Annotated in this window: 27 protein-coding genes; 11 read left to right on the top strand and 16 right to left on the bottom strand. The window is 60.1% G+C overall.

Annotated features, from left to right (window positions below; translation table 11 throughout):
- Positions 1-7 precede the first annotated feature (7 nt).
- The 4 genes from AMC99_RS04340 to AMC99_RS04325 all read right to left on the bottom strand — a co-directional run bounded on the left by AMC99_RS04340 (position 8) and on the right by AMC99_RS04325 (position 3,384).
- Entirely contained in the window at positions 8-508 is a 501-nt protein-coding gene (locus AMC99_RS04340; protein ID WP_061923277.1) for a type III secretion system chaperone family protein, read from the bottom strand.
- Between the two features lie 85 nt (positions 509-593).
- On the bottom strand, positions 594-1,772 hold the full coding sequence (locus AMC99_RS04335) for a carboxynorspermidine decarboxylase (protein WP_061923274.1): 1,179 nt from the start codon (positions 1,770-1,772) through the stop codon (positions 594-596).
- Positions 1,772-2,161 carry a hypothetical protein gene (locus AMC99_RS13950; RefSeq protein ID WP_157058249.1) on the bottom strand — a complete coding sequence of 130 codons (390 nt, stop codon included), beginning with the start codon at positions 2,159-2,161 and terminating at the stop codon, positions 1,772-1,774. The genes AMC99_RS04335 and AMC99_RS13950 overlap by 1 nt, the downstream gene beginning before the upstream one ends.
- Positions 2,161-3,384, bottom strand: coding sequence for a saccharopine dehydrogenase family protein (locus AMC99_RS04325; protein ID WP_061923268.1), 1,224 nt, complete (start codon positions 3,382-3,384; stop codon positions 2,161-2,163). The genes AMC99_RS13950 and AMC99_RS04325 overlap by 1 nt, the downstream gene beginning before the upstream one ends.
- Positions 3,385-3,575: 191 nt before the next feature.
- Here AMC99_RS04325 and AMC99_RS04320 point away from each other — a divergent pair, with 191 nt between their 5' ends.
- From AMC99_RS04320 to AMC99_RS04310, 3 genes are all read left to right on the top strand, one after another.
- Complete coding sequence (locus AMC99_RS04320; protein ID WP_061923265.1) at positions 3,576-4,532, top strand: threonine ammonia-lyase; 957 nt, start codon at positions 3,576-3,578, stop codon at positions 4,530-4,532.
- 65 nt (positions 4,533-4,597) lie between these two features.
- Positions 4,598-5,044 carry an MAPEG family protein gene (locus AMC99_RS04315; protein WP_061923263.1) on the top strand — a complete coding sequence of 149 codons (447 nt, stop codon included), beginning with the start codon at positions 4,598-4,600 and terminating at the stop codon, positions 5,042-5,044.
- A complete protein-coding gene (locus AMC99_RS04310; RefSeq protein WP_061923258.1) occupies positions 5,041-5,475 on the top strand; it encodes an MAPEG family protein in 435 nt (144 codons plus the stop codon). The genes AMC99_RS04315 and AMC99_RS04310 overlap by 4 nt, the downstream gene beginning before the upstream one ends.
- A gap of 51 nt (positions 5,476-5,526) precedes the next feature.
- On the opposite strand, the gene trxB is transcribed toward AMC99_RS04310, so the two are convergent.
- The gene (trxB, locus tag AMC99_RS04305; RefSeq protein WP_061923247.1) at positions 5,527-6,513 is read right to left on the bottom strand and encodes a thioredoxin-disulfide reductase; all 987 of its coding nucleotides are present in this window, start codon (positions 6,511-6,513) and stop codon (positions 5,527-5,529) included.
- Positions 6,514-6,570: 57 nt separating this feature from the next.
- Positions 6,571-7,350 (bottom strand): tyrosine-protein phosphatase, encoded by a 780-nt coding sequence (locus tag AMC99_RS04300; RefSeq protein WP_061923245.1) that lies wholly within the window; start codon positions 7,348-7,350, stop codon positions 6,571-6,573.
- Between the two features lie 145 nt (positions 7,351-7,495).
- Here AMC99_RS04300 and AMC99_RS04295 point away from each other — a divergent pair, with 145 nt between their 5' ends.
- A complete protein-coding gene (locus AMC99_RS04295; RefSeq protein ID WP_061923242.1) occupies positions 7,496-7,966 on the top strand; it encodes a response regulator in 471 nt (156 codons plus the stop codon).
- Here the strand turns inward: AMC99_RS04295 and AMC99_RS04290 are convergent.
- Genes AMC99_RS04290 through otsB form a run of 3 tightly spaced genes read right to left on the bottom strand, consistent with a single transcriptional unit; the run spans position 7,957 to position 11,866 of the window.
- Positions 7,957-9,348 (bottom strand): alpha,alpha-trehalose-phosphate synthase (UDP-forming), encoded by a 1,392-nt coding sequence (locus AMC99_RS04290; protein ID WP_061923239.1) that lies wholly within the window; start codon positions 9,346-9,348, stop codon positions 7,957-7,959. The two genes, AMC99_RS04295 and AMC99_RS04290, sit on opposite strands and share 10 nt — an antisense overlap.
- Complete coding sequence (locus AMC99_RS04285) at positions 9,345-11,138, bottom strand: glycoside hydrolase family 15 protein (RefSeq protein WP_061923236.1); 1,794 nt, start codon at positions 11,136-11,138, stop codon at positions 9,345-9,347. The genes AMC99_RS04290 and AMC99_RS04285 overlap by 4 nt, the downstream gene beginning before the upstream one ends.
- Positions 11,135-11,866 carry a trehalose-phosphatase gene (gene otsB, locus AMC99_RS04280; protein ID WP_061923233.1) on the bottom strand — a complete coding sequence of 244 codons (732 nt, stop codon included), beginning with the start codon at positions 11,864-11,866 and terminating at the stop codon, positions 11,135-11,137. The genes AMC99_RS04285 and otsB overlap by 4 nt, the downstream gene beginning before the upstream one ends.
- A gap of 213 nt (positions 11,867-12,079) precedes the next feature.
- Here otsB and cysD point away from each other — a divergent pair, with 213 nt between their 5' ends.
- From cysD to AMC99_RS04260, 4 genes are read left to right on the top strand one after another with little or no spacing between them, the layout of a single operon-like run.
- Positions 12,080-12,994, top strand: a complete 915-nt coding sequence (gene cysD / locus AMC99_RS04275) for a sulfate adenylyltransferase subunit CysD (protein WP_061923231.1) — start codon at positions 12,080-12,082, stop codon at positions 12,992-12,994.
- Positions 12,994-14,913: a sulfate adenylyltransferase subunit CysN gene (gene cysN / locus AMC99_RS04270; protein ID WP_061923228.1), complete on the top strand. Its 1,920-nt coding sequence runs from the start codon at positions 12,994-12,996 to the stop codon at positions 14,911-14,913. Before cysD ends, cysN begins: the two co-directional genes overlap by 1 nt.
- Positions 14,914-14,936: 23 nt before the next feature.
- Positions 14,937-15,158 carry a DUF2061 domain-containing protein gene (locus AMC99_RS04265; RefSeq protein ID WP_061923225.1) on the top strand — a complete coding sequence of 74 codons (222 nt, stop codon included), beginning with the start codon at positions 14,937-14,939 and terminating at the stop codon, positions 15,156-15,158.
- A gap of 13 nt (positions 15,159-15,171) precedes the next feature.
- Entirely contained in the window at positions 15,172-15,912 is a 741-nt protein-coding gene (locus tag AMC99_RS04260) for a 3'(2'),5'-bisphosphate nucleotidase CysQ (protein WP_061927708.1), read from the top strand.
- A 6-nt stretch (positions 15,913-15,918) separates the two neighbouring features.
- Here the strand turns inward: AMC99_RS04260 and AMC99_RS04255 are convergent, their stop codons facing one another.
- The 4 genes from AMC99_RS04255 to AMC99_RS04240 are packed head-to-tail and all read right to left on the bottom strand — an operon-like array spanning position 15,919 to position 18,838.
- Positions 15,919-16,278 carry a DUF2794 domain-containing protein gene (locus AMC99_RS04255; RefSeq protein ID WP_061923222.1) on the bottom strand — a complete coding sequence of 120 codons (360 nt, stop codon included), beginning with the start codon at positions 16,276-16,278 and terminating at the stop codon, positions 15,919-15,921.
- Positions 16,278-16,982, bottom strand: a complete 705-nt coding sequence (gene epsC, locus AMC99_RS04250; RefSeq protein ID WP_061923220.1) for a serine O-acetyltransferase EpsC — start codon at positions 16,980-16,982, stop codon at positions 16,278-16,280. The genes AMC99_RS04255 and epsC overlap by 1 nt, the downstream gene beginning before the upstream one ends.
- A gap of 26 nt (positions 16,983-17,008) precedes the next feature.
- On the bottom strand, positions 17,009-17,617 hold the full coding sequence (locus tag AMC99_RS04245) for an HdaA/DnaA family protein (RefSeq protein ID WP_061923216.1): 609 nt from the start codon (positions 17,615-17,617) through the stop codon (positions 17,009-17,011).
- 12 nt (positions 17,618-17,629) lie between these two features.
- Positions 17,630-18,838 (bottom strand): heavy-metal-associated domain-containing protein, encoded by a 1,209-nt coding sequence (locus AMC99_RS04240; protein WP_232301507.1) that lies wholly within the window; start codon positions 18,836-18,838, stop codon positions 17,630-17,632.
- 141 nt (positions 18,839-18,979) lie between these two features.
- On the opposite strand from AMC99_RS04240, the gene purM reads away from it, so the two are divergent.
- The 3 genes from purM to AMC99_RS04225 are packed head-to-tail and all read left to right on the top strand — an operon-like array spanning position 18,980 to position 22,245.
- Positions 18,980-20,077 carry a phosphoribosylformylglycinamidine cyclo-ligase gene (purM, locus tag AMC99_RS04235; protein ID WP_061923210.1) on the top strand — a complete coding sequence of 366 codons (1,098 nt, stop codon included), beginning with the start codon at positions 18,980-18,982 and terminating at the stop codon, positions 20,075-20,077.
- Positions 20,070-21,035 carry a phosphoribosylglycinamide formyltransferase gene (gene purN / locus AMC99_RS04230; RefSeq protein WP_083440085.1) on the top strand — a complete coding sequence of 322 codons (966 nt, stop codon included), beginning with the start codon at positions 20,070-20,072 and terminating at the stop codon, positions 21,033-21,035. Before purM ends, purN begins: the two co-directional genes overlap by 8 nt.
- A gap of 4 nt (positions 21,036-21,039) precedes the next feature.
- A complete protein-coding gene (locus tag AMC99_RS04225; RefSeq protein ID WP_061923207.1) occupies positions 21,040-22,245 on the top strand; it encodes a sulfotransferase in 1,206 nt (401 codons plus the stop codon).
- Between the two features lie 4 nt (positions 22,246-22,249).
- Here AMC99_RS04225 and mddA read toward each other — a convergent pair whose 3' ends face one another.
- The 3 genes from mddA to AMC99_RS04210 all read right to left on the bottom strand — a co-directional run bounded on the left by mddA (position 22,250) and on the right by AMC99_RS04210 (position 24,192).
- A complete protein-coding gene (gene mddA / locus AMC99_RS04220; RefSeq protein WP_232301506.1) occupies positions 22,250-22,972 on the bottom strand; it encodes a methanethiol S-methyltransferase in 723 nt (240 codons plus the stop codon).
- 176 nt (positions 22,973-23,148) lie between these two features.
- Complete coding sequence (gene ndk, locus AMC99_RS04215) at positions 23,149-23,571, bottom strand: nucleoside-diphosphate kinase (RefSeq protein WP_061923202.1); 423 nt, start codon at positions 23,569-23,571, stop codon at positions 23,149-23,151.
- Between the two features lie 105 nt (positions 23,572-23,676).
- The gene (locus AMC99_RS04210) at positions 23,677-24,192 is read right to left on the bottom strand and encodes a hypothetical protein (protein WP_061923199.1); all 516 of its coding nucleotides are present in this window, start codon (positions 24,190-24,192) and stop codon (positions 23,677-23,679) included.
- Positions 24,193-24,262 lie beyond the last annotated feature (70 nt).

The following is a 24,262-nucleotide window of genomic DNA, read 5'->3' as shown; positions in this document are numbered from 1 at the left end:
TTACGCCCTAGTTGCTTCCCGTCGCGATCGCTTTCGCCCTGGGCGCAACCGCGAGAAGGACCTTCAGATTTTCGCGCAGGTTCGCCATCGTGATCCCGTAATCGAGAACGACATAGCGGCTGAAACCGAGCGAATCGGTGTCGGCCAGATACCACGAGGTAATTGCCGCATATTCGAGATTTGCTTCGGCAAGGTTTGCGTCGGTTATGCCCGAGCTTCCGTTCCACCGGACCTGCATGTTCACACCCTGGCAGCCCGATACGCCGTTGGCATCGCAAGCGGTCCCGATCAGGATGTAGCTGAGACCGTCTTTTTCCTTCGCACCGACGAGGCGGCTGTCGTCTGCGATCTGCACGACCTCGTGATCGAGGCTCTTGACGATCGCGACGAGGTCGTCGTTTTCGACAGATTTGACGATGCGGTCAGGATTATAGGTGGTTTCCGCCAAGGCTGGCGCCGGAATAACGGCGGCTGCGATTGCGGCTGCTGCCACGAACTTGAATGTCATGAATTGCCCCTGTCCAATGTGGAAACGACCCGTTCCTGCCGGACAGTAAAGCGCAGAGGTTAACCCAACACAACTGCCCAGGCGATCAGCTCAGCCGATTTCGGAAATCCTCGTATCCGAATTCCCGCACCAGCTCGAGACCGTCGGTTTCGCTATCCCAGAGATAGATCGAAGGCAGCGGCACCCCATTGAAGGTGTTGGTCTTCACCATCGAATAATGCGCCTGGTCGAGGAAGGCGAAACGTGCGCCCGGTTCGGCGGGCACCGGCAAACGATAATCGCCGATAACATCGCCTGCGAGGCATGACGGCCCGCCCAGCCGGATCGGAATCTGCTCTTCACCCGTCAACTCGCCCAGCATGGCGGGGCGATAGGGCGCCTCGATCACATCGGGCATGTGGCAGGTCGCGGACACGTCGGTGATACCGACCGGCATTTCGTTGAAACCGGTGTCGAGAATTGTGCCGACCAATATGCCTGCGTCGAGCGCGACGGCTTCTCCGGGTTCGAGATAGATTTCGGCGCCCGTGTCTTCCTTCGCATCGCGCAGGAATTCGACCAGTTCCTCGCGCTGGTAATCGGCGCGGGTGATGTGATGCCCGCCGCCCATATTGAACCACTTGAGCTGGCCGAAATAGGGTTCGATCGCGTCGAACACGCGGTCCCAGGTCTGGCGCAGTGGCTCGAGGTCCTGCTCGCACAGATTGTGGAAATGAATGCCCTCCACGCCCTCCATGTGCTCGTCGGTCAGCTGGTCGAGCGGAAAGCCAAGGCGCGAGCCGGGCGACGATGGATCATATCGCGGCACTTCGCCTGTCGGCACCTGCGGATTGATGCGAAGGCCGACGTCGAAATCGCCCCCGGTTGCCCTGCCTTGCTCCATGATCAGCGCGGCGCGTTGCAGCTGGCCCGGCGAATTGAAAATCACGTGGTCGGACAGGCGGCAGATCTCTTCCAGCTCGTCCGGCTTGAAGGCGGCGGAGTATGTAGCGATCTCGCCGTCGTAGAACTCGGAGGCCAGCCGAGCTTCCCACAGGCCGGAGGTGCAAACACCGTCGAGATACTCGCCGATGATCGGCGCAACCGACCACATGGAAAACGCCTTCAACGCGGCCAGCACCTTGATGTCGGCCGCATCGCGGACGTCGGCGAGGATCTGGCAGTTCGCGCGCAGCTTCGCCGCGTCCACCACGAAGGCAGGGCTATCGACCCGGTTCAGGTCAAAATGGGCGAATGCGCCCGGATCGCCGGCTTTGGTTTCCATCAGTCTACGCAAAGTCCCGGCTGCTCAACACCATCCAAAATTTCGGCGAAGCATCCAAAATGCGCATTATTAACTTCGCAAAATCCGCTCGTCCGATTCCCGTCCAATTTCCGGTTGTTCGAGAGTTCCACCGTACATTTTCCTTCACAATCACTGGAATCGCGGCAGGCTTTACCCGCATCCAGGTAGGGAACGACACAACTCGGAGCGCCAACCATACCGACCGCTTCGTAGGCCCCTCCATTCGAGGCACAAATTTTTCGATCTTCGTCCGAAACCTTTCGCCACTCTTCAGCCTGATACGCCTGGACGCTTTCATCAAGTGATGAGCGACATGCGACCAATCCGCAGGCTGCGAAAACGAGCACAAGAAAGATTCGGAATGGCATCAGAAGTCGACTGGACCGTCCATTTCCTTCACCTGCCAGGGCAGGCCGTGTTCGTTGAGCATGTCCATGAAGGGATCGGGGTCCATCTGTTCCATGTTGAATACACCGTCGCCTGCCCACTTGCCGGTGACCATCATGGCCGAACCGATCATCGCGGGCACGCCGGTGGTGTAGGATACGGCCTGGTTGCCGGTTTCCTCGTAAGCCGCCTCATGGCTGCAGATGTTGTTGATGTAGAAGGTTTTCTCGCCTGACCCGTCGAGCGCTTCGCCGGTGGCGATGACGCCGATATTGGTGTTGCCCTTGGTCGTCTCGCCCAGAGTTTCAGGCTTGGGCAGGACGGCTGCGAGGAACTGCAGCGGGATGATTTCCTTGCCCTTGTACTTGATCGGGTCGATCCGCGTCATGCCGACGTTCTGCAGCACGGTCAGGTGCTTGATGTATTCATCGCCGAAGGTCATCCAGAAGCGCGCGCGCTCAAGCTCGGGATTGAACTTGGCGAGGCTCTCCAGCTCCTCGTGATACATCATGTACATGTTCTTGGGGCCGACGCCCTCGAAGTCGAATTCGACTTTCTTGCCCATCGCCGGGGTTTCGACGAACTCGCCGTTTTCCCAGTGCCGCGCGGGCGCAGTCACTTCGCGGATGTTGATTTCCGGGTTGAAGTTGGTGGCAAAGGCCTGACCGTGATCGCCGCCGTTGCAGTCGAGAATGTCGAGCTGGCGGATGGTCTTCAGCTTGTGCTTCTTCAGCCACATGGTGAACACGCTGGTCACGCCCGGATCGAAGCCCGAACCGAGCAGCGCCATCAGGCCGGCATCCTTGAATCGGTCGTGATAGGCCCACTGCCAGTGGTATTCGAACTTGGCCTCGTCCTTGGGCTCGTAGTTCGCGGTATCGAGATAGCTCACGCCCGCTTCGAGGCAGGCGTCCATGATCGGCAGGTCCTGGTACGGCAGCGCGAGGTTGACGACGAGGCTCGGCTGAACCTTGCGGATCAAATTGACCATCGCCGGGACTTCCTCGGCATCGATCTCGTAAGTGCTGACTTCCTGGCCGGTACGCTCTTTCACGCTCGCGGCAATCGCGTCGCATTTCGACTTGGTGCGGCTGGCGAGGTGGATATCGCCAAAGATGTCGGCGTTCATCGCCATTTTGTGGACGCAGACCGAGCTGACGCCACCGGCACCGATGACCAGCACGGTTGAGGGGACTGTCGACATGTTTTGTTTCTCCGGAAACGAATCTTGTGGGCGCTCTAATGCAATGCATCGGATGCGTAAATCGATCCGGGATTTCCTACCCAGCGATCATCGCGATAATCGTGCCCGATGGACGAAAACTCACCGAAAACTGCGGATGATTCCAGTGCCAGGACTGTGTTCCATGTGTTCCATCGCGTAGGACTTCGCACATGAGCGAGGCACAAAGACGACCGACCCGCGAGGGCGTGATCGAAGCTGCGGCGAAGGTTGCCGCGATCCTGCCCCCTACCCCGCTGCTGACTGCAGAGATCGCCGGCCAGCGGTTCTGGGTAAAGGCGGAGGTGCTCCAGCCGATAGGTGCCTTCAAGATCCGCGGTGCGTGGCACAGGCTCTCCGCTCTCAGCGAAGAAGATCGACGCCGCGGCGTGGTCGCCGTTTCATCGGGCAACCATGCGCAAGGCATCGCCTGGGCGGCAAAACGGCTCGGCATTCCGGCCGTAATCGTGATGCCGCACGATGCGCCGCAGGTGAAACTCGATGCAACGCGGGCACTCGGGGCCGAGATCGTCCTCTACCAGCGTCCGGGCGAAGATCGCGACGCAGTGGCAGCCAATGTGCTTGCCGAGCGCGGCGGAACGCTCGTCCATGCGTTCGGCGATCCGTGGGTGATCGAAGGCCAGGGCAGCGCGGGGATCGAAATCGCGCAGCAGCTGGGCCGGGCACCATCGCGCCTTGTTGCATGCTGCGGGGGTGGAGGACTGACTGCCGGGCTGGCCCTCGCCTGCCCTGAAAGCGAGATCATCCCGGTCGAACCGCTCGGGTGGGACCAGGTCGGGCAATCGCTGGCGGCAGGGGAAATTGTCCCTGCTTCGCCCAATCCGCCGAAGACGATCTGCGATGCGCTCCAGCCGCTCGCGACAAAGCAGATCAATCTCGACGTACTGCTCGGACGCTCCGAACCCGGCGTGGTGGTGACCGACGACGAGGTTCGCGCGGCGCAGCGCTTCGCATTCTCGAAGCTGCGTCTCGTGGTCGAACCTGGCGGCGCAGCAGCCCTTGCCGCGGTCATCGCCGGCAAGGTCCCGGTCGATGACGGGACCGTCGTGATGCTGACAGGCGGAAATGCCGATCCGGCCGCTTTTGCGCAGACGATAGCCGAAGGATGATGCGTTGCATTTGACAATTGGAATTGCCGCCAGCAGTTTCGCGGCATCTTAACGGGAGGGATTCAATGCAAGCTCAAATGCTCGCACCGGCAGCGGTGCTGGTCGCCTGGTCACTGGTGATGCTGTTCTGGATGGCTGGAACCCGCCTTCCGGCACTCGCCAAATCGGGCGCGATGAAAAATGCCAAGCCCGGTGGCCGCGGCCAGGACCTCGACGGCGTCCTTCCCGACAGCCTCCAGTGGAAGGCTCACAATTACAATCATTTGATGGAACAGCCGACGATTTTCTACGCGACGGTCGTGATCATCGCGATGCTCGGCGCGCAATCGGGTGACGTGCTGGCTGCGTGGATCTACGTCGGCCTGCGCATCGTCCACTCGCTGTGGCAGGCCATGGTCAATGTCGTGCCGGTGCGCCTGCTGATCTTCCTGATCTCGACGTTCGCGCTGGTCTATCTCGCCTATCGCGCAATCGCGCTCACCCTCTTCGCAGACCCCGGAGTTCTCGCATGATCGGAATGGCCATTCTTCAACCTGTCGTCGTATTGGCAATCTGGACCATGGTGATGTGGGTCTGGATGTACGCGACGCGCATTCCCGCAATGAGCGCGGCAGGTATCGACGGCACCAGGCTGGTCGGCTCCACGGGCGCCAGCCTGCGCGAGAAACTCCCCGACGAGGTGAGCTGGAAGGCTGACAACTACAACCACCTGCACGAACAGCCGACCGTGTTCTATGCAATCGCGATCGTCCTTGCGATCATCGGCTTGGGCGACGGAATGAACGCGCTGCTGGCATGGATCTATGTCGGGCTTCGCATCATGCACTCGCTGGTGCAGGCCACCGCCAACAAGGTGATGGTGCGCTTCATCCTTTTCGCCGTGTCGAGCATCGTCCTGATCGCGCTGATCTTCAGCGCGACCTTTGCGGTCTTCGAGATCTAGGGCAAAAGCTTTGGAGAGGCCCCTTTCGCGGGGGCCTCTCACAAGGCCAGTCTATTCGGCAGCCTCGGTTGCGGCGTGCGCATGGCCGTCGAGGTCGATCTCGAGGCCCGAAAGAAAGCGCTCTGCATCGAGCGCGGCCATGCAACCCATGCCTGCTGCGGTCACCGCCTGGCGATAGGTGTGATCGGTCACGTCGCCGGCTGCGAAAACGCCCGGCTTTTCTGTCTTCGGACTGCCTGGCTCGGTCAGGAGATAGCCGCTATCGTCGAGCGGGAGCTTGCCCTTGAACAGTTCGGTCGACGGAGCGTGGCCGATGGCGACAAATGCACCGTCGACTTCCAGGGTCGATTCCTCACCGGTCTCCGTATCTTTCAGCACGATATGCGCAAGCGTGCCGTTTTCGGCCGCTTCGAAACGGTCGACCGTCTTGTTCCATAGCGTCGATATCTTGTCCGACTTGAACAGGCGATCCTGCAGGATCTTCTCCGCGCGCAATTCGTCGCGGCGATGGATCAGGGTCACGTCATCCGAGTGATTGGTCAGGTACAGCGCTTCTTCAACAGCAGTGTTGCCGCCGCCGATCACGGCAACCTTCTTGCCGCGATAGAAAAACCCGTCGCAGGTCGCACAGGCAGAAACGCCCTTGCCGCCAAGCTCCTGTTCCCCTGGCACGCCCAGCCATTTCGCTTGGGCGCCGGTGCAGATAACCAGCGTATCGCCGATGTATTCGTCACCGCTGTCACCCACCGCGCGATAGGGTGGCCCGCTGTCGAGATCGACCGAGACGATCGTGTCCCACATCATGCGCGTGCCCACATGCTCGGCCTGCTTCTGCATTTGCTCCATCAGCCAGGGGCCCTGGATGACATCGGCAAAGCCGGGATAGTTCTCTACATCGGTGGTGATCGTCAGCTGTCCACCGGGCTGCAAACCCTGCACGACGATCGGTTCGAGCATTGCGCGCGCGCCATAAATCGCGGCGGAATAGCCAGCCGGGCCTGAGCCGATAATGAGCATCTTGGTGCGATGGGTCGCCATGGTAATTCGTCCGTTGGAATCAGTTCATGAGATAAATGGGAAGCGAACCCGCTTCTGTCACGCCACGAACTTGTCGCGCAACCTCTCTCGCATGGCGTCATCCACACCCAAGGTGCGGGTTATGAAAGCATCGAGCGACCCGTGATCGCTTTCGATTTCGGCCAGATAGGTCGCGAGATAGTCTTCGTGCACTTCCAGCAAAGCGCGCACGGCATCTTCATCCAGCTTGCGGCCGAGCCGTTGCTCTATCGACGGAACCGACTGTGCGCGAAGGACGTCGAGAGTGGGCGCGTGGTTTGTTAGGAGAAATTCCTCCATCTGGTCGTCCTTGCTTGCGCCAAGGACGTGCAGCAGCAAGGTTGCGGCAACGCCAGTTCTATCCTTGCCGGCAAAGCAATGGACTAGGCTCGCTCCGTCGCGCTCGTCCAGCGCGCGGAAATATCGCGAGAACATCTCGATCATCGCCGGGTTGCGCGGCATGCGCGTATAGACGGCCATCATCCGCTGACGGGCGTATTCGGCAGTCGTCGTTTGAGCGTCGATATCCATGTGGGGCGGGCTGGAGGTCGTCTCGCCTTCGTAGGCGATGACTTGTGCATCGAAGCCTTCGATACGCCGACACGGGTTATTGCCTCGCTCGCTCTCGCCCCTGAGGTCGATTATCGTGCGGATATCCAGATCGCCAACCTGCGCGAGATCATCGTTGGTCGCCGCCACGTGCTGGCCCGAGCGGAACAGCAGACCGCGCTTGACCGTGCCGCCGCCAGCAACCGAATAGCCGCCATAGTCGCGGAAGTTGTGAATGCCCTCTGTGGGCAGGAATCTGTTGCGAATCATCGCCGGCGACCGTGGCAGCAGGTGCGTGCTTACTCAACTGCTCGTGAACAGCCTTAGGGACATTCCCCTATCCGCCCCCAAACCTGAGCTTGTTGCCATGGCGTTAGCAGGGGAGCTTCCGAAGACAGGCAAGAGGATTGAAGCCATGGCCAGTATCCTGATCGCAGATGACGACGAACTCGTCGCATCCCTGGCGTCCGATGCCCTGATTGCTGCCGGGCATGCTTGCGGGTGGGTGACCGACGGGCTGCAGGCCGAGCGAACGATAGACTGGCGGCGCCCGGACCTGTTGTTGCTGGACCAGGACATGCCGAACATGTCGGGTGCAACCCTGCTACGACGCTTGCGGACATCATCGAAGCACTACGACCTGCCGATCATTATGTTTACCGCGATGAGCGGCGAGCGCGACGAAGAACAGGCGCTTTATGCCGGTGCACAGGAATATGTCCGCAAACCCTTCAGGGCGGAAACCCTGATCAGGGCAGTCGAGCACGTTTTGATGAAACGCCGGCATCGTCCCCGACACGAAGACCTGCGAACGGTGCTGGAAAAGAGCGCCGGGACCTGGCGCGATCCGGAAGAAGAAATCCGCTCCGATCGTCGCTACGTCTGATCGCCGGCTGCTGCCAGGTCGTCGCAGAAGCGTCGTGTCCAGTCCTGAACGTTGTCGTCCCGGATCGTGCCAATCATTGCCTCGTAACGCGCTTTCCGCTCTTCCAACGGCATGTCGAGCGCCACACGGATCGCGTGGCTCAGATCGTCCGGACTATGCGGATTGACCAGCACCGCATCGCCCAATTGCTGCGCGGCACCTGCGAAACGGGAAAGGATCAGCACTCCGGGATCTTCCGGATTTTGCGCGGCCACATACTCCTTCGCCACAAGGTTCATCCCGTCGCGCAGCGGCGTGACGAGGCCAATCTTCGATGCGTTGAAAAATCCGTAGAGTTCGGCATGCGAATAGCCGCGGTTGACGTAGCGGATCGGCACGAGATCGACCTCGGAACGCGCACCGTTGATCTGCCCCGTCTTCTGTTCGAGCAGGTTGCGAATCTTCTGGTAGCTCTCGACGTCCTCCCGGCTGGGCGGAGCAACCTGGATATAGACGAGGTCGCGAACACGCCCCGGATTCTGGTCGAAAAAGCGCCCGATTCCGTCGATCCGTTCAGGTAATCCCTTGGAATAGTCGAGCCGGTCGACGCCGATCATGGCGATCCTTCGCCGGGTTGATGACAGCAGCCGTTGCGCTGCCTGCCGCGCTTCGCCCGTATTACCCTGATCCTGGAAATGGTCCCAGTCGATACCGATGGGATAGGCGCGAGCGACGGTCGTTCGCCCCTCCAGCGTCACTGTCCCGGTCGCGTCATCGACTTCTGCTCCGAGTTCCTTGCGGCAGTAATGCAGGAAGCTTTCAAGCCATTCCCCGGTCTGGAAACCGATGAGGTCGTATTCCAGCATCGTACGCACCAGCCGCTCATGAAACGGGAGCGAGACGAACAGGCGGGTCGGTGGCCACGGAATATGCAGGAAAAAGCCGATACGGTTCTTGAGGCCGCGAGACCTCAGTCGCTCGCCAAGGGGGAGCAAATGATAATCGTGCACCCAAACCAGATCGTCTTCCTCGATCAGCGGGGTGACACATTCGGCAAAGCGCTCGTTCACGCGCTCGTAGCCTTTGCCCGTCTCGCGTTCGTATTCGGTCAGGTCGAGCCGGTAATGAAACAGCGGCCAGAGCGTCGAATTGGCATAGCCATTGTAATATTCGTCCACGTCGCGCTTCGACAGGTCGATCGTCGCAGTGGTTACTCCATCGTTCCGCTGCAGGTTGATATTTCCCGTGCGGTCATCGCTCTCCTGTCCCGACCATCCGAACCAGAGACCGCCGTATTTCTTGAGGGCGGAATTGAGAGCGCCGGCAAGGCCGCCTTGCGCTCCGGCTGCGCCGCGTGCCTTTGGCACTGCAACGCGGTTCGAGATGACGACGAGGCGTTCTATCGGACTTCACTCCATGGTTTGGACAGCAGGCCGGCGCAATTGATGACGCCGACGAGCGAATATGTCTGGGGGAAGTTGCCCCACAACTCACCCGTTTCGTAATCGAGGTCTTCGCTGAGAAGACCCGATTGGGTCGTGTGGCTCAGCATGGTGCAGAACAGTTTGCGCGCTTCGGCATCGCGACCCGCGAGGTGCAGCGCCTCGATCAACCAGAATGTGCAGACGTTGAATGCGGTTTCGGGCGCGCCGAAATCATCCTCGGCCGCGTAGCGGAGCATGTGATCACCGCGTCGCAGATGCTCTTCCACGGCTGCGAAAGTGGACTGGAACCGGTCGTTGTCGGGCGAAAGGAAGCGCAGCTCGACCATCTGGAGCAGGCTGGCATCGAGATAATCGCTTTCGAAGCTGGCACCATAGTGCCCGCCCTCTTCGCCGTTTTCGACCCAGGCTTCGGCCTCGATCTTGGCCCGGACAGCATCCGCGCGTTCGCGCCAAAGCTTCGCACGCTCTTCCTTGCCCAGCCACTCTGCCGTCATGGCAAGACGGTCGCACGCAGCCCAGCTCATGACGGCGGAATAGGTATGAACTTCCTGACGGGTGCGGAATTCCCACAGCCCGGCATCCGGCTGGTCATGCATTGCCCACGCCATTTCTCCGACCTGCTCCAGGCTTTCGAAATCGCGCTCGTCCGCCATGCGCAGCAGTCGGCGATCGATGAAAGCTTGCACGGTCGGCAGAACGATCTGCCCATAACAGTCATGCTGGATCTGCTTGTAGGCGGCATTGCCGACACGCACCGGCCCCATGCCGCGATAGCCGGCAAGATAGGCTGCCGTGGTTTCGTTCAATTCGCTTTCGCCCATGACCGAATAGAGCGGCTGTATCTGGCCGCCTTTGGCAGAATCGACGATATTGCGAAGATATGCGAGATACTTCTCGAGAACGTCGAGCGCGCCAAGCCGGTTGAGTGCCTGGACCGTGTAATAGGAATCGCGGATCCAGCAGTATCGATAGTCCCAATTGCGTTCCGAATGCGGAGCTTCCGGGATGGAAGTCGTCAAGGCAGCAACAATGGCGCCGGTTTCCTCGTGCTGGCAAAGCTTGAGAGTGATCGCGCAGCGGATAACCTCGTCCTGCCATTCGACGGGCGTCGCAAGCCCCCTCACCCATTGCTGCCAGTACTTGCGGGTCGCCTGTTCCATGCGGCGGATCTCTTCCCGCAGGTTACCCATGAAAGGCTCGTCAGGACCGAGGAAGAAATGCGTGTCCTCTTCGATGCGGAACGTGCGCTGTTCGAGGATATAGCCGACCGGGGCATCGGTGCTAAGCCGCAGTGTCTGCCCGCTTACGAGATAGCGAATGTGGTTCGTGCCGTTCGTCGTATCCGCCAGCGATGCGCCGTAATTGTTCATCGGCCGCAACACCACGCGGATGCGCGGGTTACCCGAGATCGGGCGAACGATTCGACCGATACCGACCGGGCGGTACATCCGCCCCTTGTTCTCGTAGCGCGGACAAAAATCCAGCACCTCGACACAGCTTCCGTCTTCCGCTTCCAGCCGCGTCACGAGGATCGGCGTGTTGCGGATATACTCCTGTGAAGAGCTGACCTGACCTTCCAGCTCGAAACGCCAGATGCCGGCATCGCGATGGCTCGAATTAAGAAGAGAACAGAATACAGGATCGCCATCGACACGCGGGACGCAACCCCAGACGATCGCGCCGGTCCTGTCGACCAGCATGCTGACCTGGCAGTTCCCAATCGGCCAGAGCTCAAGGTCGGATTTCATATTTGCAGCCACTCGTGCAGGTCCCCCACGCTCGAAAGTCGATAGCGCGCCTGTGTCGGCGTGCGCTGTCCTATCTGAATGCCGAAGCCCCCCAATTGGTTGCACGCGGCAAATCCATCCTCGTCCGTCACATCGTCTCCCACGAAGATCGCGGTCTTCCCTGCGAAAGGTTCGCGGCCTGCCAACAGTTCCACCGCTCCGCCCTTGTCGATGCCCGGACGAACGATCTCGATCACGCACTTGCCGCTTTTGGTGGCAAGCTGGTGCTTGCCTGCCAGATCTTCTGCGAACTTTCGGACCTCGGCCTCAGCCTCAGGCTTGGCGCGGTAATGGAGCGCTGCCCCGTGCGTTTTCCTTTCGTACAGGATCCCGGCACGCTTCGCATAATCGGCGAGCCCGTCTTTCACTTCACTAGGCAGTGCTGTCGTCTCGCGCAGGACAGCGCCTTTTGCAGACAGGACGTGGCCGCCGTGAGACCCTGCCAGATGAACGCTGACGTCCCCCAGGAATGAAGTCAGATTATCGATCGACCGGCCGGTTACGATGGCCAGAGCACCGTCCAGCCTGCGCGCCAGTTCCTCCAGCGATTTGCCGAGCAGTTCGGGGACTGCAATAGCGTCTGGACCGCTTGCAATCCCTACAAGTGTTCCGTCGAAATCGAGGAACAGCGCAATTTCGCCCAATTCCTTGAGCGCTGGCGGAGCTGGAAGATTGCTGCGTTGCAACATCAACCACAGGCATAGCGCGTTTGCGACGCGGCGCAACCGCAGAGCCCATGCAATCGTATACCGGCTTCCGATTGTTCACTAGGTGGCATAAAGCTGCCATGCCGTGCTTGAAAGAGAGCATTGCTTCCCCCATTAGGCCCCCCCTGCCATTTCGCCCATTTAGTATGGCTCGGTCGACAACACCGGCAAACCTATCAGAGACGACGCAAAGACATGAATGCTCCCCTGACTCACCTGCAAAGGCTTGAAGCCGAAAGCATCCACATCATGCGTGAGGTCGTGGCCGAAGCCGAAAATCCGGTAATGCTCTATTCGATCGGCAAGGATTCAGCCGTGATGCTGCACCTCGCCAAGAAGGCATTCTATCCGTCGCCGCCGCCCTTCCCGCTCCTCCATGTCGATACGACGTGGAAGTTCAAGGACATGTATGACCTTCGCGAAAAGAGCGCGAAGGATGCCGGAATGGAATTGCTGGTTCACCACAATCCCGAAGCCGAGGAACGCGGCATCAACCCGTTCGACCACGGTCCGCTGCATACCGACATGTGGAAGACTGAAGGGCTGAAGCAGGCGCTCGACAAATACGGTTTCGACGCTGCGTTCGGCGGCGCCCGCCGCGATGAGGAGAAGAGCCGGGCCAAGGAGCGCATCTTCTCATTCCGTACCGCTAGCCATGGCTGGGACCCGAAGAGCCAGCGCCCCGAGCTGTGGAACCTCTACAATGCTCGCAAGAAGAAGGGTGAAAGCATCCGTGTCTTTCCCCTGTCCAACTGGACCGAGCTCGACATCTGGCAGTACATCCATCTCGAGAATATCGAGATCGTCCCGCTCTATTATTCAGCCAGGCGCCCGACCTTCGAATATGAAGGCGGGCTGTTCATGGCCGACGATATCGAGCGCCTCGAAAAGGTCATGGGCAAGCGCCCGGAGATCGTCGAACGATCGATCCGTTTCCGCACGCTGGGCTGTTTCCCGCTGACCGGCGCCGTCGAGAGCGAAGCCGCCACCTTGCCCGAAATCATCCAGGAAATGCTGCTGACCACCACTTCCGAACGACAGGGCCGCGTGATCGACAAGGATTCCGGAGACGGTTCGATGGAGAAGAAGAAGCAGGAGGGCTACTTCTGATGACCGATCCCATCTACAAGACCGATGCGCTGATCGCCGATGACATCGAAGCTTATCTCGACCAGCACCAGCACAAGACGATGCTGCGTTTCATCACCTGTGGCAGCGTCGACGACGGCAAGTCGACCCTGATCGGTCGGCTGCTCTACGACAGCAAGATGATCTTTGAAGATCAGCTCGCCGCTCTGGAAAACGATAGCAAGCGCGTCGGCACACAGGGCCAGGAAATCGATTTCGCACTACTGGTGGATGGTCTTGCCGCAGAGCGCGAACAGGGCATCACGATCGATGTCGCCTATCGCTTTTTCTCGACGGAGAAGCGCAAGTTCATCGTCGCCGACTGCCCGGGCCACGAGCAGTACACACGCAATATGGTCACCGGCGCATCGACCGCCGATCTCGCCGTCATCCTGATCGATGCCCGCAAGGGCGTGCTCGTCCAGACGCGGCGCCACAGCTACCTTTGCCACCTGCTCGGGATCAGGAATATCGTCCTGGCGGTGAACAAGATGGACCTGATCGACTACGACCAGGCTCGCTACGATGCGATCGTCGCCGAGTACGAAACCTTTGCGAAGGGTATCGGCATCGAAAGCTTCACCGCCATGCCGATTTCCGGGTTCAAGGGCGACAATATCACGGCGAATTCGCCAAATACCCGGTGGTATGAAGGCGCACCCTTGGTGCAGCATCTGGAAGCGGTAGAGATCAATGCCGCGCATGATGCCGAAAAGCCTTTCCGCATGCCGGTCCAATGGGTCAATCGACCCAATCTGGACTTCCGCGGGTTCAGCGGACTGGTTGCGAGCGGCACGGTTCGCGCCGGGGACAGCATCCGAGTACTGCCTTCAGGACATACCAGCACGGTCAAGTCGGTTGTCGCCTATGGCGGTGACCTGGACATGGCACAGGCCGGCCAGTCGGTAACGATCTGCCTCGAAGACGAGATCGATTGCTCGCGAGGCAATGTTATTGCTGTTGCCGATGCTCCGCCCGAGGTATCCGACCAGTTTGAAGCGACAATCGTCTGGATGGACGAAGAAGCGCTGCTGCCCGGGCGCGGCTACTGGATGAAACTTGCCAGCCAGACCGTCTCCGCGACGGTCGCCGAACCCAAATACGAAATCAACATCAACAACGTCGGCGGTCCGGGAGATCATTTGGCCGCAAAGACCCTCGAACTCAATTCTATCGGTGTTGCCGAAGTAACGACAGACAGGCCGGTGGTTTTCGAGCCTTATGCGGACAATCGCGCGCTGGGCGGCTTTATCCTGATCGACAAGATTACCAACCGCACGGTCGGTGCAGGCATGCTGCATTTCAGCTTGCGGCGCGCCCAGAACGTGCACTGGCAGGCGACCTCGATCGACCGCGACGAACATGCCAATCTCAAGAATCAGAAGCCCAAGGTGCTGTGGTTCACCGGGCTCTCCGGCTCGGGTAAATCGACAATAGCCAACGAGGTCGAGCTGGCGCTTAACGCCATGAACCGCCACACCTTCCTGCTCGACGGCGACAATATCCGTCACGGATTGAACAAGGATCTCGGCTTCACCGATGCCGACAGGATCGAGAATATCCGCCGTATCGGTGAGGTCGCAAAGCTGATGGCCGATGCCGGCCTGATCGTTCTGACCGCATTTATCAGTCCGTTCCGGGCAGAACGCCAGATGGTCCGCGACATGCTGCCCGAAGGAGAGTTCGTCGAGATCTTCGTCGACACCCCACTGGAGGTCGCCGAAGCCCGCGATGTGAAGGGCCTCTACAAGAAAGCGCGCGAGGGCAAGCTCAAGAATTTCACCGGGATCGACAGCCCTTACGAACCGCCGGAAAGGCCCGATATCACGGTCAATACTGTGGAGATGACTCCGTCAGAAGCGGCGCAATACATCGTCAGCAAGATTGCACCTCTCAAATAGACCCTTTTTTCAAGGATTAACGGATGTTGCTTTTCAACGGCCGAGAGGCACATTCACGCTCTTTCGCCAAGGCGGTGAGCTGGCGCATTCTTGGCAGCATCGATACATTCATCCTGAGCTGGCTTTTCACCGATGATGTAAAGGCTGCCGGGGCCATCGCTGTGACCGAAGTCCTGACAAAGATGGTCCTGTACTATCTGCACGAACGAGCCTGGTCATCGATCAGCTGGGGCATAGGGAAATAACCAAGGAAAAATGATGACCGACGCCGAACTCGCAGCGCACCTCGCCCGATGTGCGGGGATTATCCTGACCCAGGTCCGTGACAGCGGAATGTTCGAGGGTAAGGCGCTGGGCAAGGCGGGCGACGCCACGGCAAACGAGTTCCTGTGCCATGCCCTCAGGATGCAGCGACCCGATGACGGCCTGCTGTCGGAAGAAGAAAAAGACTATTCCTCCCGGCTGGAACAGTCGCGGGTCTGGATTGTCGATCCGGTCGACGGCACCCGCGAATATGGTGAAGAGCGCACCGACTGGGCGGTTCATGTCGCCCTGGCCATCGATGGCAAGCCCGAAGTCGGAGCGGTCGCATTGCCGGGTCTCGACCTAGTTCTTCGATCAGATGCTCCCGCAAGCCTTCCATCTCCTGCCGAAAAACCCCGCCTGGTCGTCAGCCGTACCCGTCCAGCCAAGGAGGCCGTCGAAGTCGCCAATCGCATCGGCGGCGAGCTCGTACCGATGGGAAGCGCCGGGGCAAAGGCAATGGCGGTCGTTCGCGGCGAAGCAGAGATATACCTGCATTCGGGCGGCCAGTACGAATGGGACAGCTGCGCGCCGGTCGCCGTGGCGCTCGCCCATGGCCTCCATTGTTCACGTATCGATGGATCGCCGTTGGTCTATAACCAGGCCGACACCTACATGCCCGACCTGCTGATCTGTCGGCCTGAATGGGCGGAGCGCGTTTTGAAGGAAGTCGCTGATATCGACCGGACCGACTAAGCGCGGTCAGGCAGACTTGATTAAACGCCGCTCGATCGGGGCGAGCACTCCCGGCAATTCATGCCCGCGCTTCAAAACCTGCCCGTGTTCGCCAAATAGCGTCCACATCCCCTGCCTATTTCGCAAGGCCGGGCGCTTCTCGATCCTCGCCTGAGGCCGTTCCGCTGCGCGCCGGAACGCTGCGAAGACGGCAACATCTTGGTTGAAATCCATCGCGTAGTCGCGCCACTCACCGGCAGCAACCATACGTCCATACAGATCTAGGATCCGCTGCAGTTCGTCGCGGGCAAATCCGACCTGGTTGGGCGCGCGCCCGGGAAACGCAATGATGGAACCGGTCTGGCCAGTCCCGTTGCCATTCACCATCAGTCGTCAGTCCCGCTGCGACGGGCCGCAACGCCGGCATCGGCTGCCGTTTGCGCTTTCAGTGCCTCGAACTCTTCGCGAAGCGCCTTAAGCTCGGCATCCAGCTTTTCTACGCAATCCCGACTGGGCTGGCACGGATCGTCGCAAGGCGTTCCGTAGGGAATGAATTCCTTGATCCAGTCTTCTGCGGGCACCAGCGTCGATCGCGCCTTGAGCCCGATCATCGTCGCGCCTTCGGGCACATCGTCGGTGACAACGGCATTTGCGCCGATGCGCGCGCGGTCGCCAACGGTAATCGGTCCGATGATCTGGGCACCGGAGCCGATGATGACGTTATCCCGAATGGTGGGATGCCTTTTGCCCCCCTTGCCGTTCGTGGGGTTGGTGCCGCCCAGCGTGACGCATTGGTAGATCGTGACATTGTCGCCGATCTCGACCGTCTCACCGATGACGGTGAACCCATGGTCGATGAAGAAGTTCTTCCCGATAGTCGCGCCGGGATGGATATCGATCGCGGTCAGGAAGCGAGAGATATGGTTCACCAGGCGCGCAAGGAAATAGAGCTTAGCTTCGAAGAGCCAGTGCGCAATTCGGTGGAAGAACAGCGCCCAGGCACCTGGATATAAAAGGATTTCCCAACGGGAACGCGGCGCAGGATCGCGCGCCCTTATGGAGTCCAGATAGGCGATGAGGCCTTGAAACATGTCAGTTTTCTCCCACCAATCGGCGGTCAAAGCAAGCGTTGCTGCTCGGGCCCCTGAATCTGATCGAGGGCATCGCGCCATACCGACATGGTGGCGGGCGTCTTGCGTTCAAGGCTCAGGCGATCGATCACCTCCACCAATCGCTCGATACCGGAGAAGCTACGCTCTATGCGCGGCACGAGATAGGCTGTCGCACCTTCGGAGAGCGACAGGCCGCGTTGTGCGGCCATCGACTCGATCAATTGCGCGACCATGTCATCGTCGGGCGTCCCGATTTCGAGCTGCAGCGAACCACCCAGGCGCGATCTCAGATCGGGCAACGAAATGTCCCAGGGCTGGCGGTTCGAAATGAGCAAGAGCGGCTCGCCGCTTTCCTGTGCCGCATTCCAGCGATGGAAGAGGTCGGTTTCGTCCTCTCTTTCCGCGTCGTCGATGACGGCAACACCCTGACCCGATGCCCATTTGCCGATCAAGCTTTTGCCAGAACGGTCGGGGCCGGTCAGCACCGCCGTTCGGAACGGCCATGCAGCGTGGTCCATCAGCGCCTCGTAAATGGCACGATTGGCATTGCCGATGACAATCGATTCAGGGTCCGATCGACCGCGAAGGTCCAAAGGTAAAGCGATCTGCGACACGGGATCGCGATCCTAGCGGGAAATGGCGAGCGCGTTGCTGCCTTGTGTCACGCTGAAGCCCCGTTGACGCAGGGCAGACGCGAGTTGCTCGAGCGAACCGCCATAGGTGACGCGCATGACGGAAGTTCCACCGATCGCAAGGCTGCTCGTCACTGCGCCGCGCACACCGGCCGTCGAACGCACCGCAGCGAGCGTCTGGTCGATGGTACCGGCATCGGGACTTGCGAACTGGACGACATATGACGCCAGAACGGCCGGTTGATCCGGTGTCTCGCTCGGTGAAGGAGTATCAGGATTTTCCGAAGCCCCCGCTTCAATCGCTGCTTCGCGGCGCTGCATTGCCCGTCCGATCTCGATCAGCCTTTGCAGACCGGGATCCATCGTGCCGCCAGCGCCAAGGCTCAAGGTCGGGTCGGGACGCAGCTTTCCGTCAGCAAGCGCCTTCTCGAAAATCCCGTCAAAGCGCTGCACTGCCTGCGCGAGCATCTGCGGAAGTTCCGCCGGATTGTCCGCCGTCAGCTTGAACCCGTCGAGATAAGTGCTGTCGGGGCCATAGCGCGCCATGAAGGTTCCTTCGACCGGACCACCCGGCCACTGATAATGGAGATCCGCAATAGGCACGATGACGTCCGCTGCGGCAAACTGGTCGAGCACTGCGCGCCACCACGTACGGCTGCGCCTGCCTGTCTGGCCATAGGTCAGCAGAAGCGATTCGCCGCCGCTGCCAGCGGGGCGAACGTAATCGATCTGACTCGTCCCCGGATTGAATTCGGCCCAGGCGCGCTGCCACGGGTTGCGGACCTCGTACATGGTCGCAGTGCCTGCACTCATGGTGACAGGCAGCACCAGCATGGGTGCCGAGCGGCGCCCTTGCGATTCTCCGCCGAGATAGCGTGACGAACGGGCACGGTCGAAAATGACACCCAGCTTCGCGATGTAGCGCTTCGGGCCGATCCGTTCCTGTTCGATGACAATCGCAGACACGAGGCTTTCGAGCTGGCTATCCGAAATCTCCGGGCCTTTCAGCTTCTCCCAAGCCTTTCTCTGTGCCTCTCTCCACCCGTTTTCGCGCGCTTCTTCAGCTGTGTCGCCGCTTGCATCGACTTCGATGCCGGTCACGTCGATGTCGCTGCTGGAAGCAACGGGAGCGATACCGCGATCACCTTCTACCTGTGCCCAGACGACGGCGACCACGCCAGCCAGAAAGCCGAGCGCAAGCACCCACCGAAGCAGTCGGGAGGCAGGCTGCGAAGGTGCGAGAGCCGGTCGGGAGAGGGAAAAAGACAGAGCCATGGGGGAAAACCAGCAGCCTTTTGCCGAAATGCTCGTGCGATTCCAAGCGCTATTGCCTAAGGGATCGGCATGAGCGGCAATAATTCTTCGTACACCTATGCCGATGCCGGCGTTTCGATCGAGGCGGGCAACGCCCTCGTCAAGGCAATCGGCCCGTTGGTGAAGGCGACATCGCGCCCCGGTGCAGACAGCGAGATCGGCGGTTTCGGCGGCTTTTTCGATCCAAAGGCAGCAGGTTTCAAGGATCCGCTGCTGGTCGCCGCCAACGATGGCGTCGGCACCAAGCTGAAGCTCGCGATCGATTTCGACAAGCATGACACGGTCGGCATCGACCTTGTCGCGATGTGCGTCAACGACCTCATCGTCCAAGGCGCAGAGCCGCTGTTTTTCCTCGACTATTTCGCCACCGGCAAGCTCGAGAACGGTGTGGCCGAGCGCGTGATCGCTGGCATTGCCGATGGCTGCAAACAGGCAGGCTGCGCCTTGATCGGTGGTGAAACGGCTGAAATGCCCGGCATGTATGCGGCTGGCGATTACGACCTGGCCGGTTTCTGTGTCGGAGCCGTCGAGCGCGGCGAACAATTGACCGGCGACAAGGTGAAACCTGGCCAGGTGCTTATCGGCCTCGCATCATCGGGCGTCCATTCAAATGGCTATTCGCTCGTCCGCAGGCTGGCGGCGGACAAGGGTTGGAAGCTCGACCGCCCCGCCCTGTTCGATCAGGAGCGCATTCTGGTCGATGCGCTCATCGAGCCCACCAGGATTTACGTCAAAAGCCTGCTTCCCGTCATCCGCTCGGGCCGGATTGCGGCACTTGCGCACATTACCGGCGGCGGCTTGCTCGAGAATATCCCGCGAGTCCTGCCGGAAGGTTCGCATGCCGTAGTCGATGCCGCTGGCTGGGAGCAGCCACGGTTGATGGCATTTCTACAGGCGCAGGGAAATATTGAGCCAGTCGAGATGGCCCGAACCTTCAACTGCGGCGTGGGCATGGTGCTCGTCGTCGACGCTGACGACGTCGAAGGCGTCGCGGCCGACCTCGAAGGTGCTGGTGAGACTGTGGTCCGCGTGGGTGAGATCACTGAAGGCGAACGCGGGTGCACCGTTCGCGGCCCGCAAGGATGCTGGAGCGCGACTTCCGATTGGGAGGCCACGCACCTTGCCTGACAAGGCGAAGATCGCGGTATTCATTTCGGGTAGCGGCACGAACATGGCCGCGCTGTTATATGCCAGCCGCATGGCCGATGCCGCTTACGAGATCGTGCTGGTTGCATCCAACAACCCCGAAGCCGGCGGCCTTTCGCTCGCTCAAGCTGAAGGCATCGAGACTTTCAGCCTGCCGCACAAGGGCATGAGCCGCGCGGACCACGATTCCGCGATGGAGCAAGCGGTGAAGGATGCGGGCGCCGAATATATCGTGCTCGCAGGATACATGCGCATTCTCGGCGCCGAATTCGTGGACCGGTGGGCTGGCCGGATGCTCAACATCCATCCTTCGCTACTGCCGAAATACAAGGGGCTGGACACCCACGCCCGTGCCATTGCGGCGGGCGACAAGTTCGGCGGAGTGAGCGTCCACATCGTGACGCCCGAGCTCGACGATGGTGAAATCCTCGGACAACTAAAGGTTGCTATCCAGCCCGGCGACACGCCTGAAGCGCTTGCCTCGCGGGTGCTGTTTGCCGAACACCAGCTGTATTCGCGCACGCTCAACGACTACGTCTCGCGCGAACGAGATCCGGCGTATCTGCTCGACAAGGTGAGGCAACTTGCGCTCGCCCTTCCGGAAACGCACGAGCGGGAAAGCCACGGCTCGCCCGGCTGGCGCGCCGGCAGCGAAAAATCGGGCAAGTACTTCGCCTATTTCAACGACCAGCATCATGGCAGCGAGCATATCGCGCTGCTCGTGAAAACGGGCAGCATGGACGAATTGCTCGGCCTCGTCGAAGCGCAGCCGCACGCATATTTCAAACCGGCCTATTACGGCGCCAGTGGTTGGATCGGGATCATTCTCAACCGATCGGGAGTGGATTGGGACCATGTGTCGGATTGGCTCGAACGAAGCTGGCGCAGCGTTGCTCCCAAGAGCGCGACGAAACTGATCGACGCCGCTGACGAGTTCTGACCAGATGGCATCGGTCGCACCGTCAAGACCGCATCCCCTGGCAAGAGCGCCGCTTGTCGATCGGCTGGCGCGTTTTCTGGACCACGGTTGGGACAAGGGCTGGATTCCCCCTCCTCCGCTCGATCCTGAAGAATTGATCAGGCGCGGCTCGAAGGGGTTTCGCGCTGAGGACGAGACTTTCGGCAGGTCGCCAGAAAATGTCGAGGACTTCAGGCTCCGGCTCGAGAAGCTTTGCGATGCGGTGGGTAGCGAAGCGCGGCTCAATGCAGTCGGGCGGGCTTTCGCCTACGGCCTGTTGACCCGCGCCATACAGCAGCGCTTCGCGCTGGGAGCGTTGTGGCGAAAGCGGCCAGACTTGCTTTCGACACCGATTGCCCCACCCATCATTGTCGCCGGACAGATGCGCAGCGGCACGACGCGCATTCACAGGTTGCTTGCGGCAGATCCGGCGCATAGTGCGACCCGCTTCTGCGACAGCTGGCATCCTGTCCCCGAACGTCCGGATCTTCGCCCGTTGAGGGGCGGATTCAAGCTGTTCATGGCGAGGAAGCTCGACCCCTGGATCGACTCGCTGCATCCGTTCGGAGCCGCGCGCGCGGACGAGGAGCTCGGATGGCTTGCCAGCGCGCTCGACCATTCTGCTTATGAGGCGCAATGGCATATCCCGTCATATGTCGCTTTCAGCGAAGCACGCGATCCGACGCCGGTCTATCGTGAATTCGAGCGGATATTGCGAACCGATGCGGCGCAGCACGGAAATGCCGACAGACCCCGGGTGCTGAAGGTCCCGCAGTTTACCGAGGACCTTATGGTTCTGTTGGACAGGTTTCCAAACGCCAAGCTCGTCGTTTCGAAGCGCTGCAGCGAAGAAACCTTGCGCAGTTCGGTTTCGCTCGTCGCAAACCAGATGGTTATCCAGTCGGACGAAGTCGATCTCGACCGGATCGAGAACGAATGGCGACGCAAGATCGCTTTACGGCAGCGCCGGTTGGAGCAAGCCCTATCGACCTTTGACGGAACGGTCGCCGAAATCGATTTCGACCGCCTCGGTGAAGATTGGCAGGCCGAGATGAAGCGGCTTTATGACGAACTAGGGCTGCCGCTCGGTGCAGTAGCGCTCAATGCCATGCGCGCAGAAATGGACCGAAGCGAAAATGGGCAGCACAAGGCGCATGCCGCCCATCTCGCCGGCTTCGCGTCTCAGGCTTGATAGGTCAGCCCTGTTTGCCGATGCCCGGGATGATCTTGCCCACTTGCTTGCGGTATTCGGCATATTCGTTCCCGAATACCCTCAGCAGGTCCTTTTCCTCGTAAGCGATGCCGACAAGGATGTAGGCAGTGAAGCCGACTGCAGCGAGCAGATGGCTGTAGGTCATGTCGGGTGTTGCCCAGAACGCGATGAAGAAGCCCGTGTAGAGCGGGTGTCGAACCGACTTGTAGAACAGCGGCGTTCGCATCCGCGGCGGGGCAGCTTCCTTTCCGCGCAGGTGCAGCCACGCCTGTTGCAGGCCGAAGAGTTCGAAATGGTTGAGTAGCCAGGTCGAGATGAACAAGATGGCCCAGCCAAGCCAGAACATGCCCCACAGGATCATCCGCCCCGTTTCGTTCTGCACCGACCAGACCGTCCCCTCGATCGGGCTCCAGAAACGGAACAGGATGAACAGTACGGCGATCGTGGCGAGCAGATAGACACTGCGTTCAAGCACCGGCGAGACCACCTTGGTCCAGCCGTCCTTGAACGATTGCCTGGCCATCGCGGAGTGTTGAATTCCAAACAGTGCGATCAGTGCGATATCGACCAGTGCCGCTGTCGCAGGCGCCATTGCCGGCCCCTTGTCGACATGCGTAGGCATGAAGTCGAAACCGCCGACCCAGCCGACAAGATACAGAAATGTAGCGAAAAACGCGAAGTAGCAGCCTACCGCGAATAACATCATCAAAGCGCGCATATTTCCCTCCCCCGGAAACAGCGACCCTTTGCCAGTCCCCATCCATACACGAAATTGCCGGATTTGCCGAATCCGTGGCTGCGGGACACGTTCGCTGGGACAAAAGAAAAACCCCGTCGCATCGCTGCGACGGGGCTCTCTAGCTCTAGATGAGGCGCGGCGGCTCAGCCGACGATTTCATCCTTGTCGAAGAAGAAATCGATTTCGATGGCAGCGTTTTCGTCGCTGTCCGAACCGTGAACGGAGTTCGCTTCGATCGATTCCGCAAAGGTCTTGCGGATCGTGCCGTCTGCAGCATCGGCAGGGTTGGTGGCGCCCATGATGTCGCGATTGCGCTTCACGGCGTCTTCACCTTCGAGAACCTGGACGACAACCGGACCCGAGGTCATGAAATCGACGAGTTCGCCGAAGAAGGGGCGTTCCTTGTGAACGGCGTAGAAACCTTCTGCCTGGTCCTTGGTCATGTGGATGCGCTTCGATGCGACGACGCGAAGGCCGGCATCTTCGAGCATTTTCGTGACTGCGCCGGTCAGGTTGCGGCGGGTGGCATCGGGCTTGATGATCGAAAAGGTGCGGGTAACCGCCATGTTCGTTTCCTTGATTGAAAAACTGATGTGGGGGAATTGCGCGCGCCGATAGCGCTGCGCGCCTGCAACCGCAAGCCCCGACAGCGATGACGAACCGGGTGGACGCTACTTGGAGAGCTGTTTGCCCACCATCAGTTGCGCGGTAGTCTTGCTGCCTTCGCGGTTGGCGTTGAGGGTAAAGCTCTGCCCGGTCTTGTCCGAACCGCCGATCATCATGCCATCGTTGACGTTCAGTTCGAGCTCGATCTCGATACCCGCTGCCTCGGCCTGCTTGCGGTAATATTCGACCAGTTCGACAGGTTCTGCCCCGCTTTCGAAAGTGAGCAGTGCTCCCTTCGTGTCGCCTTGGGAAAAGGTGGTATTGGAAACCACTTCGGATCCGGGATAAACCGCAAATCCATTGGGAAGGTCGATCGCCACGTTCTTGCCCGAGCGCATGACCGCAGTGCCGTCATCCGTCTCTATCCTCGCGGTCGTTTCACCGGTCGCCTGGTCGATTTCATAGGTTCCCTGCTCGCCGTCCTCGGTTTCGAAGGATCCGGACTTTTCGGACCCGCAGGCCGAAAGAAACAGCGACAGGCCAATTATCGAAGTTGAAAAAAGACAGGTTGCAGCGCGCATTGGCGAACTCTCCAAGCGATTGATTTGATGCAACCGAAGGGCTTTTCGCAGCCTTGTCTTGTTGGTTTCT

The organism is Altererythrobacter epoxidivorans, from assembly GCF_001281485.1.
GTDB lineage: Bacteria > Pseudomonadota > Alphaproteobacteria > Sphingomonadales > Sphingomonadaceae > Erythrobacter > Erythrobacter epoxidivorans.
Note: the sequence above shows the minus strand (reverse complement) of the source record. Positions and strands in the feature narration are given on the sequence as shown.